General features: G+C 69.5%; 14 protein-coding genes. 6 read left to right on the top strand and 8 right to left on the bottom strand.

All coding sequences use genetic code 11. The features are described 5' to 3' along the window. Positions 1-38: 38 nt before the first annotated feature. A complete protein-coding gene (locus AB0I23_RS17155; RefSeq protein WP_359110025.1) occupies positions 39-587 on the top strand; it encodes an acyl-CoA thioesterase in 549 nt (182 codons plus the stop codon). A 71-nt stretch (positions 588-658) separates the two neighbouring features. On the opposite strand, the gene AB0I23_RS17150 is transcribed toward AB0I23_RS17155, so the two are convergent. Further along, positions 659-2119 (bottom strand): LCP family protein, encoded by a 1461-nt coding sequence (locus AB0I23_RS17150; protein ID WP_436846947.1) that lies wholly within the window; start codon positions 2117-2119, stop codon positions 659-661. A 176-nt stretch (positions 2120-2295) separates the two neighbouring features. On the opposite strand from AB0I23_RS17150, the gene AB0I23_RS17145 reads away from it, so the two are divergent. Then, complete coding sequence (locus AB0I23_RS17145) at positions 2296-3324, top strand: glycosyltransferase family 2 protein (protein WP_359110021.1); 1029 nt, start codon at positions 2296-2298, stop codon at positions 3322-3324. A 71-nt stretch (positions 3325-3395) separates the two neighbouring features. Here the strand turns inward: AB0I23_RS17145 and AB0I23_RS17140 are convergent, their stop codons facing one another. From AB0I23_RS17140 to AB0I23_RS17125, 4 genes are all read right to left on the bottom strand, one after another. Further along, positions 3396-4895 carry an LCP family protein gene (locus AB0I23_RS17140; RefSeq protein ID WP_359110020.1) on the bottom strand — a complete coding sequence of 500 codons (1500 nt, stop codon included), beginning with the start codon at positions 4893-4895 and terminating at the stop codon, positions 3396-3398. Between the two features lie 240 nt (positions 4896-5135). After that, positions 5136-6911, bottom strand: a complete 1776-nt coding sequence (locus tag AB0I23_RS17135) for an LCP family protein (RefSeq protein WP_359110018.1) — start codon at positions 6909-6911, stop codon at positions 5136-5138. 223 nt (positions 6912-7134) lie between these two features. Further along, positions 7135-8391: an LCP family protein gene (locus tag AB0I23_RS17130; RefSeq protein ID WP_359110016.1), complete on the bottom strand. Its 1257-nt coding sequence runs from the start codon at positions 8389-8391 to the stop codon at positions 7135-7137. Positions 8392-8556: 165 nt separating this feature from the next. Further along, positions 8557-9321, bottom strand: coding sequence for a TIGR03089 family protein (locus tag AB0I23_RS17125; protein ID WP_359110015.1), 765 nt, complete (start codon positions 9319-9321; stop codon positions 8557-8559). 138 nt (positions 9322-9459) lie between these two features. Here AB0I23_RS17125 and AB0I23_RS17120 point away from each other — a divergent pair, with 138 nt between their 5' ends. From AB0I23_RS17120 to AB0I23_RS17110, 3 genes are all read left to right on the top strand, one after another. Continuing rightward, positions 9460-10806 carry a peptidoglycan recognition protein family protein gene (locus AB0I23_RS17120; RefSeq protein ID WP_359110013.1) on the top strand — a complete coding sequence of 449 codons (1347 nt, stop codon included), beginning with the start codon at positions 9460-9462 and terminating at the stop codon, positions 10804-10806. A 113-nt stretch (positions 10807-10919) separates the two neighbouring features. Next, entirely contained in the window at positions 10920-12011 is a 1092-nt protein-coding gene (locus tag AB0I23_RS17115; protein WP_359110011.1) for an NDP-sugar synthase, read from the top strand. A gap of 58 nt (positions 12012-12069) precedes the next feature. Further along, the gene (locus tag AB0I23_RS17110) at positions 12070-13068 is read left to right on the top strand and encodes a DNA-3-methyladenine glycosylase family protein (RefSeq protein ID WP_359110009.1); all 999 of its coding nucleotides are present in this window, start codon (positions 12070-12072) and stop codon (positions 13066-13068) included. 211 nt (positions 13069-13279) lie between these two features. Here the strand turns inward: AB0I23_RS17110 and AB0I23_RS17105 are convergent, their stop codons facing one another. The 3 genes from AB0I23_RS17105 to AB0I23_RS17095 all read right to left on the bottom strand — a co-directional run bounded on the left by AB0I23_RS17105 (position 13280) and on the right by AB0I23_RS17095 (position 16170). Continuing rightward, on the bottom strand, positions 13280-14602 hold the full coding sequence (locus AB0I23_RS17105; RefSeq protein WP_359110007.1) for a coenzyme F420-0:L-glutamate ligase: 1323 nt from the start codon (positions 14600-14602) through the stop codon (positions 13280-13282). Then, positions 14599-15555 (bottom strand): 2-phospho-L-lactate transferase, encoded by a 957-nt coding sequence (cofD, locus tag AB0I23_RS17100; RefSeq protein ID WP_359110005.1) that lies wholly within the window; start codon positions 15553-15555, stop codon positions 14599-14601. Before cofD ends, AB0I23_RS17105 begins: the two co-directional genes overlap by 4 nt. Before the next feature lie 114 nt (positions 15556-15669). Next, entirely contained in the window at positions 15670-16170 is a 501-nt protein-coding gene (locus AB0I23_RS17095; RefSeq protein ID WP_359110003.1) for a cysteine dioxygenase, read from the bottom strand. 740 nt (positions 16171-16910) lie between these two features. On the opposite strand from AB0I23_RS17095, the gene AB0I23_RS17090 reads away from it, so the two are divergent. Next, positions 16911-17174 carry a WhiB family transcriptional regulator gene (locus AB0I23_RS17090; RefSeq protein ID WP_030927001.1) on the top strand — a complete coding sequence of 88 codons (264 nt, stop codon included), beginning with the start codon at positions 16911-16913 and terminating at the stop codon, positions 17172-17174. The last annotated feature ends 84 nt before the right edge of the window (positions 17175-17258 follow it).

Genomic DNA, 17258 nt, shown 5'->3' with positions numbered 1-17258 from the left:
TGTCCGCGGCCCAGGGCCCTCCGCATAAGGTGGACGGTATGACAGATCAGGCCCTGCGCCCGGAGGGTGACATTCCGGGCAAGCCGACTGCGGCGTCCCGGACCACCCTCAGCCACATCATGACCGGTAGCGACACCAATCTGCTGGGTACGGTGCACGGCGGCGTGATCATGAAGCTGGTCGACGACGCTGCGGGCGCCGTGGCCGGCCGGCACTCCGGCGGACCCGCCGTAACGGCCTCGATGGACGAGATGGTCTTCCTGGAGCCGGTACGCGTCGGTGACCTTGTTCACGTTCGTGCCCAGGTGAACTGGACCGGCCGTTCCTCGATGGAGGTCGGCGTCCGGGTCATGGCCGAGCGGTGGAACGAGTCGACCCCGGCCCAGCAGGTCGGCAGCGCGTACCTGGTGTTCGCGGCGGTCGACGGGGACGGCAAGCCGCGCCCCGTACCGCAGGTGATCCCCGAGACGGAGCGCGACAAGCGCCGCTACCAGGAGGCGCAGATCCGGCGCACGCACCGGCTGGCCCGGCGCCGCGCGATCAAGGAACTGCGCGAGAAGCGCGCGGCGGACGGCATCGAGGACTGACGGCAGGATGCACTCCCCGGAGCCCCGGGGAGGACCACCACCCCGCGGAGCTCCACCCACGGGGCGCCTCGCTACGGGCACGCCACCTGGTCGCCCGTGACCGCGGCGAACTCGCCCCGGCGCGTGTCCTCGGCCCGTACCCGCTCGACCTTGCCGAAGTCCGTGCCCGTCGTCACCTTCATCGTCGCGCCCTGCCCCTTGACCGCCCGCAGCTCGGCCTCCGGCAGCGCCGCCGCCAGCGACTTCGCCGACCGGTCCCACCTCGGGTCGTACTCGATCAGGGTGTGTTTCAGATCCTTCGGTGCCCCGTTGAGCGGGGCCCGTGTCGTATGGAAGCCGGTGGCGCGCAGTGCGTCGTCGGCCGTCCTGCCGAGGCCGTCCCTCGGGGTCCCGTTGTAGACCTGGACCCGGATCTGCTGAGGCGCGACGTCGACGGTCTTCGCAGCTGCCTGCTTCGGCCGTTTCGCCGCGAGGGGCTTGTCTTCACGCAGCGCCTGGAAAAGCTTCGCCGACTTCCTGGGATCCCACTTGACCGTCGAGCCGATGCCCTTGACCGGATAGGAGGGATCGCTGACCGGTACGGAGGTGAACTCGGACGACGACGCGGTGAAGCCGCGCATCGCCTGGCCCAGGTCCAGCATCTGCTCCGTGCCGAACCCCTCGTCGGCCCGGACCGAGTGGAGCATCGTCGAGGCGATGTCCCGGAACCTCACCGGGTTCAGCAGCACACCGCTGCTGGTCGTCTGCTTGATCAGCGATGCGAGGAACCTCTGCTGGCGCTCCATCCGGCCCAGGTCGGCGGCCCCGTCGACATGGCGCGAGCGCACATACTGGAGCGCCTGCCCGCCGTTCAGCCGGTGGGTGCCCGCGGCGAGATCGAGACCGGTGTACGAGTCCTTCAACGGCCGGGTGGTGCAGATCTGCACTCCGCCCAGGGTGTCGACCGTCTTCATGAAACTGGTGAAGTCGACCTCCAGATAGTGGTCGATCTTGACGCCGGTCATGTCCTCGACGGTCCGTACGGTTAGATTCGGCCCGCCCTCCGCGTAGGCGGCGTTCAGCTTCACCGGGTGGGCGGCGTGCTCGTCGCCGGTGTTCCGGTCGCGGTGTTCCGGGATCTCGGCGTAGCTGTCGCGCGGCAGGGAGACGATGCTCGCGCGTTCCTTGTCCGCCGACAGATGTACCAGCATGATCGTGTCGGTGCAGTGGCAGGGCACACCGCCCAGCCGGTACGTCCTCTTCTCGTCCGGGGTGATGCTTTCGCGGCCGTCGGTGCCGACGAGCAGCAGATTCGTGCCGTTCCCGGCCCGCGGCCGGTTCTTCATGTCCTTGAACGGGTCGATGCGGTCGATCCCGGTCTCCAGATTGGTCACCACCGCGTGACCGATCCCGCCGGCGCCGAGCACCAGCACGGACAGGCCGGTCGCCATCCGCATGCCCCAGCGGGGCCTCTCGTCCTGTTTTCTCGACCTGAGCTGCGGGGGAGCGGCGCGGGGGCGCGGTGGACGGGGGGAGCGGTGCGGTGTGGGCACGGGGGGACCTCCGCGGTGCAAGGGGGATCGTTCGCACAGTAGGCCCGTACGATCTCCATACCGGGAAGCGACCTTGCGGCGCGCGCCCGTGTCCCCCGTTCGCGGTAACGTGGCGGCCGAAACGCCGCCTCCTGGGGTGAGAGCCCCCGGCGCCCCCGAGGACCCCCGAGGACCACATGTCTGCCGCGCAGTACCCCGCCGTCTCCGTGATCATGCCGGTGCTCAATGAGGAACGCCATCTCAGGAACTCCGTCCGGCACATCCTGGAGCAGGAGTACGCCGGCGGGATGGAGGTCGTGATCGCGCTCGGCCCGTCCACGGACCGTACGGACGAGATCGCCGCCGAGCTGGTACGGGAGGACTCCAGGGTCCACACCGTGCCGAACCCGACGGGCCGGACCCCGGCAGCGCTCAATGCCGCGATCAAGGCCTCCTCGCACCCCGTCGTGGTGCGGGTCGACGGCCACGGCATGCTCTCGCCGAACTACATCGCGACCGCCGTCCGCCTCCTGGAGGAGACCGGCGCGCAGAACGTCGGCGGCATCATGCACGCCGAGGGCGAGAACGCCTGGGAGGACGCCGTCGCCGCGGCCATGACGTCGAGGATAGGCGTCGGCAACGCGGCCTTCCACACCGGCGGCCAGGCGGGCCCGGCCGAGACCGTCTACCTCGGCGTCTTCCGCCGCGAGGCGCTGGAGAAGGCGGACGGGTACAACGTGGAGTTCATCCGGGCCCAGGACTGGGAGCTGAACTTCCGGATCCGCGAGGCGGGCGGACTGGTCTGGTTCTCGCCGGAACTGAAGGTGCAGTACCGGCCGCGTCCTTCGGTGAAGGCGCTGGCCAAGCAGTACAAGGACTACGGCCGTTGGCGCCATGTCGTCGCCCGCTACCACTCCGGCTCGATCAACCTGCGCTACCTCGCCCCGCCGACCGCCGTCTGCGCGATCGCGGCGGGCCTCGTGCTCGGCGCGGCCGTCACGCCGTGGGCGTTCGTCGTCCCGGCCGGCTATGTCGCCGCCATCGCCGCCGGGTCCCTCCCGGCGGGCAAGGGCCTGTCGCTGACGGCACGGGCCCAGATCCCGGTGGCGCTGGCCACCATGCACATGTCCTGGGGCTACGGCTTCCTGACCAGCCCGCGTTCGCTGGCGAGGAAGGTCATCGCCAGCCGCCGCCCCGCGGTGAAGGCCGGATCGCAGCGCGTCTGATTACTCCTGCGGAGCATATGAGTGATGGCCGAGCCCTCAGGGGCCCGGCCATCACCAACGGCGGGGACGTGTCAGCTCTTACCGTCCCACTTGTATACGGAGTAGACGTCCATGCACTCGCCCGCATCGGCGGCGTTGAGGTCGTCGGCACCGTCCGGGAGGTCACCCGCCTCCGCCTTCGGTTCCTTGTAGGTGGCCCCCTCGCGCCAGTCCGCGCCGATGACCAGCGTCAGCCCGTCCACCTTCGCGTCGGCCCTGACCGCGGTGGTCGGCAGTCCGAGCACCTCGGCCACGGACAGCGCGTCGGACTTGCCCTGCTCGCCGTCCTGCTGCGGGTACTTGATCACCGTGTCCTTGCGCGGTTCCGGGCTCTGCGAGGAGGTGGTTCGGGTGAAGCCCTTGCCTTGCAGGGTCTCGGCCATGCCACGGGCCCGGCCGTCCACGGACACCCCGCCGCCGCCGGTACCGTTGATCACCGTGATGCCGAGGGTGTTCGGCGCCGCCGCGGCCGGACCGGACGGCTTCGCGGAGGCCGAGGGCTTGGCGCCGGCCGGCTTGCCGTTCTTGTCGAAGGCGACGTCGTCACGGAGCATCTGCCACATCTTGTCGGCGGACTTGTCGACCGGAACGAGGCGGTCCTTGTCCTGTGACCACTCGACCGTCGGGATCGTCGTCATCGTGATGCGGTTGATCGGCACGTTCTTGAGCTGCATCGACAGATCGAAGAGCTTCTTCACCGAACCGATTTCGTCGGAGACCTGGAGTGCCTTGGTGCCCGCCTCGGCCAGATCCATCAGACGGCCCGCGTCGGACCACACGCTCTGTTTCTTGAGCGTACGGAGCATCGAGTTCATGTACATGTGCTGGGCCCTTGCCCGGTTCTGGTCATTGCCGAACGCGTGCCGGGTGCGCAGCCACTTCAACGCGTTCTCGCCCTTGACGGTGTTGCGACCGACAGGCAGCTTGAGCCCGGAGCCGCCGGGGACCATCCGGGTCGGCCTGTCCCACACGCCGGTCTTCACGCAGACCTCGACACCGCCGATCGCGTCCGCCATCGCCACCACACCGGCGAAGTCGATCAAGACCCAGTGGTCGATGTAGACCCCGGTGAGCTTCTCCCAGGTGGTGAGGGTGCAGCCCGGACCCCCGCGCTGCAGCGACTCGTTGATGGGCTTGGTCGTGGTGGCGCGGAACGTCTCGCCGGTCTTGGTGTCCTTGCACTCGGGGATCTCGACGATCGTGTCGCGCGGAATGCTGACCACCGAGGCGTTCTTCCGGTCCGCCGAGATGTGCAGCAGCATCTGGACATCCGCCCGCGGTTTCTCGCCGACGGTGTCCCGGCTGCCGCCGAGCTTCACGTTCGCCGCACTGTTCCGGCTGTCGGAGCCGATCAGCAGGATGTTGAGCGGGGTGTCGCCGAGGGCGTTGGGCGCGACCTTCTTCACACCGCTCTCGCCGCCGCTGCGTCCGCTACTGCGGATATTGCTGTTGAGGTGCTGGTAGTAGAGGTATCCGGCACTGGCCGTCCCCAGTATCAGCAGCGACAGCGTGATCGCGATCCAGCGGAACACGCGCCGCCTACCGGCTTTCCTGGCACGCCTGCGCGGCTTGCCGCGCCGATGGTCCGTCCGACTGTCACCGCCACCGCCCGGCTGCGGGCCGGTACCGTCCTCGCCGTAGAGACTTTCGTCCCGGCCCAGCTCACGGGCGTGCGGAACGCGTCCCCGCGTCCCTTTCCTGCGCACGCTGCTCTGCCCCACCCCAGGGTCCCCCTGTCGCTCAGGATCGTCTCGCGATCCCGTGTCTTCGGATCACTTCGCGCACTCTGCCTTGGCGGCGTTTGCCAGCGGTATGTCTGCCGGCGCCTTTGCCGGTCCGGTGATGGGCACACCCGCGCCCTTGAAGTCCGCGCCCAGGGTCAGGACCATCGCCTGGAGTCCCTCCGCGTCGGTGGTGCCCTTCTTCAGGGCCGAGCCGGGCAGCCCCATCATGGCGGCGAGTGCGCGGGCCTGGTCCGCCTGGTTGGGGGCGTACTCGAGCGTCGTCTTGGAGATCTTCGCCGGGGCGTTGGCCTTGTTGGTGGACTTGGGCACGCCCTGGTCGTTCTGCAGCCACGCGACCGTCTCCTGCGCGGCACCCGCCCGGTCGCCGCCGTTGAAGACATCGACGCGTACGTCGGCGGCAGCCGCCTTGGTCCCCTTGAGCAGTGCGTCCTGCTTGCTCTTGGCGGCCTTCTTCTGCTCCTTCACCTCGGTCAACGAGGTGTCCTCGCGCATCATCGCGAAGAGCTGGTCCGCCTTCTGCGGATGCAGCACCACCGTGATGGGCTTCGGCTCAGCCGGGTTGTCTATCACCGGGGCCGTCACGAAGGTGATGTTCTTGGTGTCGACCTTGCTGAGCTCCTTGGCGAGCGACACCAGCTTCGTCCCCGAGCCGATGGCCTTGTCGACCGTGAGCGCCTTGGTCGCCGCGTTCGCCAACTTGTACAGCTTCGTCGGACTGGTCAGCGTGTCGTCCGACTTCATCTGCCGGATCATCGAGCCGATGAACTGCTGCTGCACCTTGATCCGGTCCAGGTCACTCTGATTGCCGAAGCTGTGCCGGGTCCGTACGAACGCCAGGGCATCCTCGCCCTGGATCTTGCTCTCGCCCTCCGGAAGGTCGAGGTGCGACTTGGAGTCCTTGACCGGATGTGCCAGGCAGACCTTGACGCCGCCGACCGCCGTGGACAGCTCCTTCACCGCGTTGAAGTCGACCATCATGAAGTGGTCGACCTTCAGACCGGTGATCTCCTTGACCGTTTCCATGGTGCAGCCCGGGTCACGGCCATCCTGGCCGAGGCTGGTGTTGAACCGGACGTTCTTGGTGCCCGGGATGATCTTCTCCGAGCCGTCCGGCTGCTTGGTGCGGCAGTCCGGGATATTGGTCATCAGGTCGCGGGGGATGCTCAGCGCCGTTGCGTTGGTGCGGTCCGCGGAGACGTGGAAGAGGATGTTGGTGTCGGCGTGGCCGACGCTGCCCTTGTCGCCGTACCCCTCATTGCCCTTACCGGTCCGTTTGTCGGTACCGATGATGAGTATGTTCATCGGGCCCGAGGAGGTGACGTTCTTGCTTCCGGCGTCACCGACGTCGACTGTGCTGAGGTTGCTGTTGAAGTGCTGGTACAGCGCGTAGGCGCCGACCGAGAGGCCGACCAGCACGAAGGCCATCGCGCCGCCCGTCCAGATGAGTGCCTTTCTGCGGCGGGCCTTGGGCTGCTTGCGCTTGCGCCGGCCCGCGACGTCCGGACCGGAACCTTCCGGTCCGCGGGGCCCATTGGCCGCACGACGGCCACGCTGCGCCGGTACTTCGCGGCGCGGCCCGTTGCCGCGCCCGCCGCCGTCACGCGCACCGCTTCTGCGTTCGCCACTGCCCTCGCGTACCGCACCTGCACGCCGGGAACCACGCTGCCCCGGTGGGGTCGGCGTGCGGCTCGAATCCCCTCCGGATTGGGGCAGTCGCAATTCGTAATCGCCGGTCTGCGGGTTGAGAACCCATTGGTCTGCGGGATCGATTTCGTCCGCCCGCCCACGGCTTTGTGCATCCACGGTTGCCTGAGTCCTCCGTCGGTGCCACGCGAGGCGCCTCCCCCGACAAGGCGCTCGATCTTTCGCTCCAGCAGTGCGCGACCTGACGGTCGGAAGCACCGGATCGCGTCACACTATCCGCCAAGTTCGGCGTCGAGCGACGGGCGTGACAAATTCCACGGACCTTACAACCGGTCATTCTGCTCATTGCACGCCGATCGTCGACAACTCCTTGGCCATTGCTTTACTGCTTACACAGTTCCGCGGCCGCGTTGTTGCCCGAATAGGTGGGTGTAGGGGTCGGACTCGTGGACTCCGAGGCGTGCCCCTCCTCGTTCTTCCTGCGCGCCAGCTCGTCCGCCGGGACCACCGTGACAGGGGCGTCCTGGCGCAGCTGCTTGAAGAGCTTGGCCGCGTCGGGCTGGACGAGTTCGTCCCGGTTCGGGTCGGCGGCATAGGGCTGTCGTGGCACGGTCAGGAACTGCACCTTGTCGGTCGGTACGTTGCGCACGCCGCGCACCAGCGCGTACAGATCCTTGAGGCTGTCCAGGCCGGGGTCCGTGGTCAGCGACTTGGTGGCCGCGTCCAGCACCGGATAGAGGCGGGTCGGGTTGAGCAGGACGCCGTCGCTCTGCACCTTGTTCACCAGCGCGCCGAGGAAACGTTGCTGGCGGTCCATCCGGTCGGTGTCGCTCCCGTTGCCGAGGGACTTGCGGGCCCGTACGTAACCCAGTGCCTGCTCACCGTCGAGCGTCTGGCGTCCCGCGCGCAGCTTCAGGTGCGCGTCGGCGTCGTCGATCGGCTCCTTGAGACAGACCTCCACACCGTCCACCGCGTCGACCATGTCCTTGAAGCCGTTGAAGTCGACGACCATGTAGTGGTCTATGCGGATCCCGGTCATCCGCTCGACCGTTCGGATCGTGCAGGCGGTGCCGCCGAACTCGAAGGCCCAGTTGAACTGGGCGAATTGCTTCTTGGTCTGCTTCCCGTCCGATGTACGGCAACGGGGGATCTCTGCCATCAGATCGCGCGGGAGGGACATTGCGGTGGCGCTCTTACGGTCCGCGGGGAGGTGCAGCAGGATCGTGGTGTCCGAGCGCTGGCTGCCGCCGTAGGAGCGACCGTACCTGCGGTTGTCACCGGCGCGGCTGTCGGAGCCGACGAGCAGGATGTTCTGCGCCTTGTGCACGACGGACGGCGGGCGCTCCTTCTCGTACACGCGCAGTTCGGCGGCCACGGACGTGTCGGTCCTGATGTTGCTGTCGAGTTTCCGGTACAGCCACCAGCCGACGCCGGCGGCCACCAGGACGAGGAACGAGGCGGCGAGCGCGGCCCAGCGCAGCCAGTGGCGCCTGCGCCGGGCGGGGACGGCCCCGTCCCGCCACTGCATGCGGGAGACTTCCCCGTCCGGCCTGTCCTGCGACTCGCCCCTCGACGTGTCCTCGTCCTTGTCCGCGGCCGAGTGTTCGGGGTCCGGCGGCGTGCCGGCGCTTTCGGTCACGTCTGCGTCCATCCTTCACGTTCGGCAGCGCGCTGGGCCGCCGGTCGCAGGAGTAGACGGCCGAACCCCACGCTTGGTTGTGCCCAGGGCCTGTACCGCTGATCATGTACCGGAGTTGAGACGCAGGCCCGGGGGCTCGGCCCGCTGTGGGCCGTACGAGTGCCCTCAGAGAGCCGGTTGTGCCGCGGTGATGGTGACCCGCTCGCTCTCGATGCGCTTGGCGAGCCCGTCCTCGTCCAGCCGGTCCAGGTGCCGGCACAGCACCACCGAGCCACCGGTGGCCAGCGGCGCGTACAGTCCGGCGCTGAGCCCTTCCCACGTGTCGTAGGTGTGCCCCGTCAGCAGCCGCGATCCCGGCGTCAGACCCAGCTCCGCACCGTTCTCGCGGGCGCGCGCGACCAGTTGCGCCGACGTCAGCGCGACACCGCCGACGGTCAGCGCGGGCGCGTCCGGATCCACCGGTGCGAACGGCGCGAACCGGTCGCCCTGGCTCGGTACCTCCACGGCATAGTCCGCGAATCCCTCGGGCGGCTGCGGGAACCGGCCGCCCAGCGGACGCAGGGCCAGCGCGACGCGCTCGCCGCGGCAGGCGCGCGCCGCGTCCAGCGTGTCCGGACCGGTCACGACGAGGTCGGCGGCTGCGGGGTCGCCCTGCACATCGGCGACGACGCCGACCGAGGAGCAGGCGAGAAGCCAGACCGCGGACTGCCAGTGCGCGGGCAGCAGGAGGGCGAGCCGGTCGCCGGGTTCCGCGGCCAGGTCGCCCTGCAGCAGATTGGCTGTCTTGGCCACCCAATTGGCGAAGGTGGCCACCGACAGTTCGACCCGTTCTCCGGTGGCGTCGTCGTAGAAAGTGACCATGGGGCGGGCCGGGTCCGCGGCGAGCGCGGAACGCAGCAGGTCGGCAGGGGTGCGGTCGCTGGCGTTCATCCGCGCAAGGGTACGCGGCCGCGCCGGACGGGATCGGGTGCCACAGTCATCGCGTACACCGGTTCGGCAGACGGCTCGTCAATTGCGAGGAGATGCCCCACTAGCCGGAGTTGTCGGATTGTGCTCAGTATCGTTCGTATGCGTGCCTTCATTGCATCCGCCATGGGTGTCACCTGCTCGGCAGCCCTCGTGCTGCCGCTCGCCGCGCCCGCGGGCGCCGCCCCCGACACCCCCGTCACCGCAGAGACCGAGTCCGCCGATCCCATCGAGGTGTCCGGGTCGACCCAGTCCCTGCCACTTGCTCCGCTGTCCACCGCGTCCACGCGGGCGACCGGTGCCCCCACCGAGGGGGCCGCCACCGCCGTACAGGGCCTGCCCCGACGTGACGTCCACCCCTTTTCCCTGGTCGGTGTCGTCTGGGACGACGCCGACGCCGAACTCCACGGCACCGTCGAGGTCCGCACCCGCGCCATCGGCACCACCAACTGGTCGGACTGGCAGGAGCTGGAGACCCACAACGCCGAGCACGGCGCCGATCCCGGCACCGCCGAACGCGACTCCGGGACCGTCCGCGGCTCCACCGCCCCGCTCTGGGTCGGCGGCTCCGACGGCGTCGAGGTCCGGGTGAGCCCCGAAGCGACCGACGGACGGGACCGGGGCAGCGGCGTCCACGTCCCCTTGCCCGACGGGCTGCGGCTCGAACTCGTCGACCCGGGCAAGGACCCGCAGCAACTCCCCGCCTCCGGCCCGGGAGCCGCAGCGGGCAGCGGAGACAGCCGTGCCCCGTCCTCCGAAGCCCTGGTCCTCCCCGCGCTGAGCAAGGAGCAGACCGAGGCGGAGAGCGAGGCCGCGGCCGGCGTCGCCCCGGGCGCCGAGCCGTACATCGGCCCCCGCCCGAGCATCATCACCCGCAAGGGCTGGGGCGCCGAGGAGAAGCTCCGCGAGAGCACCTTCGTGTACACGAAGTCCGTCAAGGCCGCCTTCATCCATCACACCGCCACGGGCAACAGCTACACGTGTTCGCAAGCGGCCTCGGTCCTTCGCGGTATCTACCGCTACCACGTCACGAGCAGCGGCTGGCGCGACATCGGCTACAACTTCGCCGTCGACAAGTGCGGAAATATCTACGAAGGACGCGCCGGAGGTGTGACGAAGGCCGTCCAGGGCGCGCACACTCTCGGTTTCAACGCAAACAGCATGGGCATTGCGGTGCTCGGAACCTTCACCACGTCCAACCCGCCCACCGCGGTGGTGAACGCCGTCGCCAAGCTCACCGCCTGGAAGCTCGGCCTGTTCGGCGCCGACCCCAGTGGCAGCACCACGCTCGTCTCCGGCGGCGGCAACCGGTTCAAGAAGGGAACGAAGGCCAAACTCAAGGTCATCTCCGGTCATCGGGACGGCTTCGTCACCGAATGCCCGGGAGCACGCCTCTACGAGAAGCTCGGCACGGCCCGGACCAGCTCCGCCCGTCTGCAAGGCCGCTGACGACCCGCCGCTGCGGACTGCTGCGGGGCTGTCGGACGGTGATGAACCGACCGGTCTGCATACACTGGCCAGCCAAAACCAGGCCCGGCCCCAGCAGGAAGCAGAGACGTGCCGTGACAGAGGCAAAAGAAGCGATTCTCCTGGTCGGTGGCAAGGGCACCCGACTGCGCCCGCTCACGGTGCACACTCCGAAGCCCATGGTTCCGGCGGCAGGTGTCCCGTTCCTCATGCACCAACTGGCGCGGGCGCGGGCCGCCGGGGTCGAGCACATCGTGCTCGCGACCTCGTACCTGGCGGAGGTCTTCGAGCCGTACTTCGGCGACGGCTCGTCGCTCGGCCTGCACATCGAGTACGTCACCGAACGTGAACCGCTCGGCACCGGCGGAGCCATCCGCAACGTGGCGTCCCGCCTCGCCTCGGGCCCGGACGAACCCGTGCTCATCTTCAACGGCGACATCCTCACCGGCCTCGACATCCGCGCGCTGGTCACCTCGTACGCCACCTCCGGCGCAGATGTCTCGCTCCACCTCACCCGGGTCGAGGACCCCCGCGCCTTCGGACTCGTACCGACGGACTCCACGGGCAGGGTCACCGCGTTCCTGGAGAAGCCGCAGACGCCCGAGGAGATCGTCACCGACCAGATCAACGCGGGGGCATACATCTTCCGCCGCTCGGTCATCGACACGATCCCGGCAGGCCGGCCGGTCTCCGTGGAGCGCGAGACCTTCCCCGGACTGCTCGCCTCCGGCGCGCACCTCCAGGGCATGGTCGACTCCACGTACTGGCTGGACCTCGGCACGCCGCAGGCATTCGTACGCGGCTCCGCCGACCTGGTCCTCGGCCGAGCCCCGTCCCCGGCCGTCCCCGGCCGGTGCGGCGACCGGCTCGTCCTGCCGACCGCATCCGTCGCCGCCGACGCCAAACTCACCGGCGGTACGGTCATCTGCGAGGACGCCCTGATCGGCGAGGGCGCCCGGATCGACGGCTCCGCGGTACTGGCCGGAGCGGTCGTCGAACCCGGGGCCGTGATCACGGACTCCCTGGTCGGAGCGGGAGCCCGGATCGGCAGCCGTACGGTCCTGACGGGCGCGGTCATCGGCGACGGCGCCCACGTCGGCGCCGACAACGAACTGCGGGACGGCGTCCGCGTCTGGTGCGGTGCAGTCCTGCCGGACGCGTCGGTCCGCTTCTCGTCGGACGAATGACGTACGCGCTGCGGCGCGTACCCTCGATAGGCACTCCCGACGACCGAGGACCTCACCCGTGGCAGGACGATTCGCTCCCCGCAGCGCCCCACGCACGCCCGTCCCACGCCAGGTGCCGACCGGTCCGGTACCGGAGACACTGACCCGGGACTGGACCCCGCCGGGCCCGCTCGACCTGCGCCTCGTCCTCGGCCCGCTGCGCCGCGGCCCCGCCGACCCCACGTTCCGCATCGACCGGGACGGCTCGGTCTGGCGGGCCACCCGCACCCCGGCAGGCCCCGGCACGCTCCACATCACCGACCGGGGCAGCCGGATCGAGGCGACGGCCTGGGGCCGCGGCGCGTCCTGGCTGCTGGACCAGCTCCCGGCCCTGCTCGGCGCGGAGGACGACCCGGAAGCATTCCGCCCCCGCCACCGCCTGGTCGCCGCGGCCCGGCACCGCCGCCCCGGACTGCGCCTGCTGCGCACCGGCCTGGTGCTGGAGTCGCTGATCCCGTCGATCCTGGAACAGAAGGTCACCACCGACGAGGCCTACCGCGCATGGCGCCTCCTGGTCCGTACGTACGGCACCCCGGCCCCCGGCCCGGCGGCGAACCTGTTCGGCACGCACGGCCTGCACGTCATGCCGGACCCGCGCACCTGGTCCTTGATCCCGTCCTGGGAATGGCACCGCGCAGGCGTCGACGCCAAGCGCTCGGCCACGATCCTGCGCGCGGTACGAGTCGCCCGCCGTCTGGAGGAAGCGGCGACGATGCCCCTCCCCGAGGCCACCGCCCGTCTTGAACTGATCCCCGGCATCGGCCCCTGGACCTCGGCGGAAACTCTCCAACGAGCCAACGGCGCCCCCGACGCGGTCACCGTGGGCGACCTCCACCTCCCCGGCATCATCGGGCACGCCCTGGCAGGCAACAGAAACGCCGACGATGCGGAAATGCTGACGCTCCTGACCCCCTACGAGGGCCAACGCCACCGAGCCACACGCCTCATCCTGCTCTCGGGCCACACCCCGCCGCGCAGAGCTCCGCGCATGACAAGAGGCGACATCGCCCGCCTCTGAAACCACCTCAAACACCTGACCCGGCCTCGCACTCCACGACCAGCCGCGGCACATGCGAGCGCGTCCGGTGCCTGAGGACGAACCGAGCCCGCGGGTCGCGACAGGCCGCGCCGCTTTCGAGCCCGTACGGCGATCGAGGACAAAGGGGGACTCGGGGTCGCCCCCGGGTCCCGGGAAGGGGCGGGCAGGGGAAAACCCGCCCCGGCCCACCTCACCGCACCGCGACGAACCCCTCCGCACCCCGCTCCGCCCGGGCCACCGGCGCGACCGCCGGACGCCCGACCGCCACCGCCCCCAACGGATCCCACTCCGCCGGCAGATCGAGCACCTCACGCACCACATCGCGGCAGAACATCGTCGACGACACCCACGCCGACCCGAGCTGCTCACCGGCCAGTGCCACCAGGAAGTTCTGGACGCCCGCCCCCGCCGCGACCACGAACATCTCGCGCTCCGCGGCGTCCCGTCGCGCGTCCCCGTACGTGTGGGCGCCGTCCATCACCAGGCACGGCACCGCCAGATACGGCGCCCGGCGCAGCACATCGCCCCGTCGCACCCGCTTGGCGATCGACTCCTCGCTCTTCCCGTCGCGACGCAGATCCGCGATCCACGCGTCCCGCATCGCGTCGAGCAGCCGGGTCCGCGACTGCTCGGACTCCAGGAGCACGAACCGCCACGGTGTCGTGTGATGCGGCGCGGGCGCCGTCACCGCCGCGGCGACGGCGCGCCGTACCGCCGCCGGGTCCACCGGCTCGTCCGTGAACTCCCGGACCGTACGCCGCAGCGTCACCGCTTCCCGCACCGCCTCGGACGTCCCGAGCCGGAACATGTCGTCGGCGGCTACCCGCACCATCGCCCGGGACCCGGCCTCCGCGTCCGCCGGGTCCACCACATGAGAGAGCCCCCGCACGATCGCGACCGGCAGCCCTTCCGCCTTGCCCTTGACCAGATCACCGGCCGAGGCGAGCTCGTCCGCGGTGGCGACCACGGTGGCGCTCAGCGGATTGCCGTACGCATCCGTTCCGCCCCGCAGATCGTCCAGCACCCGCACCCCGGCCGCCCCGATGGCGACATCGGTCAGCCCGTTGCGCCACGGCCGCCCGAAGGTGTCCGTGATCAGGACCCCGACCTCGACGCCGAGAGTGTCCCGAAGTCCGTCCCGGATCGTCCGCGCGGAGGCGTCCGGGTCCTCGGGGAGCAGCAGCACCGTCCCGGCGGGGGTGTTCGACGCGTCGACCCCGGCCGCGGCCATGACCAGGCCCTGCCGGTTCTCGACGATCCGCAGCGTGCCGCGGCGCGCCACCACGCGTACCGTCTCGGCGTCGATCGCCGCCTCCCGGTCGGTGGCTTCGGCGATCCGGCCCTCCGCCTTGGAGACGATCTTCGAGGTGACGAGCAGGACGTCACCGTCGGCCAGTCCCGGCTCGGCGGCGGCGATCAGCTTCGCGAGATTGTCCCCGGCCCGTACCTCGGGCATTCCGGGCAGCGCCCACACCCGGTACGAGGGCGTCTCACCGGCGGCCGTGCCGCTCACGCCCGTACCTCCTCGGCCAGCGCCAGCGCCTGCCGCGCCATCTCGGCGGTCGCGTCGACATCCGTCATCATCAGCGGCACGGCCCGGCAGCGGATGCCCGCGGCTTCCACCTCGTCGACCGTCCCGGCGTCCACCGTGTCGACGAGCCAGCCGTCGAGCAGCCCGGAGCCGTAGTGCCGGGCGACGGCGGCCGCCGTGGACTCGACGCCGACCGCGGCGAGCACCTTGTCCGCCATGCCGCGTACCGGCGCGTCCCCGACGATGGGGGAGAGGCCGACGACCGGCACCCCGGCCTCGGCGATCGCCTCCCGGATCCCGGGCACGGCGAGGATGGTGCCGACCGAGACGACGGGGTTGGACGGCGGGAAGAGGATGACATCGGCGTCGGCGACGGCCTCCAGGACACCAGGCGCCGGCTTCGCCTGCTCGGCACCGACGGGCACGATCGCCTGCGCCTGGACCGAGGCGCGCAGCTTCACCCAGTACTCCTGGAAGTGGATCGCCTTGCGCTCGCCGTCGACGTCGACGGCGACATGCGTCTCGATCCGGTCGTCGGACATCGGCAGCAGCCGGACCCCAAGCTTCCAGCGAGCGCAGAGCGCCTCGGTGACGGCGCTCAGCGGGTAGCCGGCGCCCAGCATCTGCGTACGGACGATGTGGGTCGCGAAGTCACGGTCGCCGAGCCCGAACCATTCGGGTCCCACGCCGTACGCCGCGAGTTCCTCCTTGACGTGGAAGCTCTCGTGGGTACGGCCCCAGCCCTGCTCCTCGTTGATGCCACCGCCGAGGGTGTACATCACGGTGTCGAGGTCGGGGCAGACCTTGAGTCCGAACAGATGGATGTCGTCACCGGTATTGCCGATCACCGTGATGTCCGCGTCGGGCGCGGCCTGCTTGAGGCCACGCAGAAAACGAGCACCACCGATACCGCCGGCCAGAACCACAATGCGCATACAGACCAGTCTGTCAGGCGCAGCCTGATCATTGTGGGGGTGGTGGTGGGCGACGGGTGGGACTGTCAGGCGCAGCCTGATCGTTGTGGGGGTGGTGGTGGGCGACGGGTGGGGTCAGGCGCGTACGGCGTCGGCAGTCTCCGAGGCGCACTGCGCCGCGTGCATGGGCATCTCGGTGAGCCCCGGGTAGTAGATGTGCAGGCTGACGGCCGGTTCGAGGGAGTCGTTGACCACTTCGTGGACATATCCGGGCGCGAACACGCGCTGCGCGCCGGAGTCCAGCGATCGCATGCCTCGCTCCGTACGCTCGGTCAGTTCGCCTTCCAGGACGGTCAGTACGCCGGACGACAGTCCGTGGTCGTGCAGCCCGCTGCTCTGACCGGGGACCCAACTGAGCAGCCAGACCTCGTATCCGGGACCCGTGAGCAGCCGGTGGTACCAGCGGGTGGTCGCGTCGTACTGGACGAGCGGAGCCCACTGCGGGCGGTCGGCGGCGATGCTGCGGGCGAGCCCGACGAACTCGGCCACCGTGGAGGGGTGCTGGCGGGCGGGCCGGAGGAGGTGCTGGACCTCAAGGATGTCGCCGGCGATCTGGAGGTCACTGTTGCTGTTCATGAGTGCGGTGGTTCCTCGGCAAGTGAGTGCAGTGCAGGGCAAAAGTGCAGATGCAGAGATCCGGGGGTGTCGCGAGGAGCGTGGACCGGGGAGGGACCGGGCAGCCGCCGGGCGGAGAAGCCGTTCGACGGGTTGTCCGGAGAAGGCCGGGTCCGGAGGAGAGCTGCGACTGGCTGGAGTGCGAAGGCCTCAACAGCTGCGACAGCTGGAACAGCAACAGCGAGCCTGGACAGCGGTGCGGAACCCACGGAGGTGGGTCACGTGCATCACTGAGGTCGCTGGCATGACAGCAAGGGAACCGAGCAAAGCTCCCGTTGTCAACCCGATGCCCGTTTTGGCGGTAATGTTTCACCTCATCCGGTTACTCCGGTCGGAGAAAGGTTTGTGCGCCCACCGTGCCGGAGATGTGGCGCAACAGCGGCGCCCTCAAACGTCGCAGCGGCCTCGTGACCCGACTGTGATCTTGATCGCTTCGGTGATCGAATCGAAACATGGCCGCCCTCTCGGGAGTCTGACTCCGTGAGGGATGGGGGCCCGGCGAAGCCCGTGGCATATGTCAGGTTTTTTGGTGATTTGCACACTTTCCGCATAGGCTTGGTTCCGCAGAGTGAATACCGGGCCCAATAGCAGATCTCCGCTTGACTGGCTCGGATCCACACACTTGTAATTTCACTCGTGTCGTTCGGCCGAATCGATAACGGCTGCATCACGGGGACGCAAGAGACAGACGAGGGGCGCACATGACCGAGCTGTTCCAGCAACTGCTGGTCGAGGACGCGGACGAGGAACTCGGCTGGCAGGAGCGCGCACTGTGCGCCCAGACCGATCCCGAGTCCTTCTTCCCCGAGAAGGGCGGATCGACCCGCGAGGCCAAGAAGGTCTGCCTCGCCTGTGAAGTCCGGTCCGAATGCCTTGAGTACGCCCTGTCCAATGACGAGCGGTTCGGTATCTGGGGCGGCCTTTCCGAACGGGAGCGGCGACGCCTGAAGAAGGCCGCAGTCTGACCGCGAGGCCCGTGAAGCGACGGACCGACGGATTCGCTGGAACCCCCGGCCGCCCGAGCACCACCGACCACACTCCGAACCCCG

This window comes from Streptomyces atratus (assembly GCF_040655115.1).
Classification (GTDB): Bacteria; Actinomycetota; Actinomycetes; order Streptomycetales; family Streptomycetaceae; genus Streptomyces; species Streptomyces atratus_D.
This window is presented reverse-complemented; position numbering and strand designations above follow the sequence as displayed.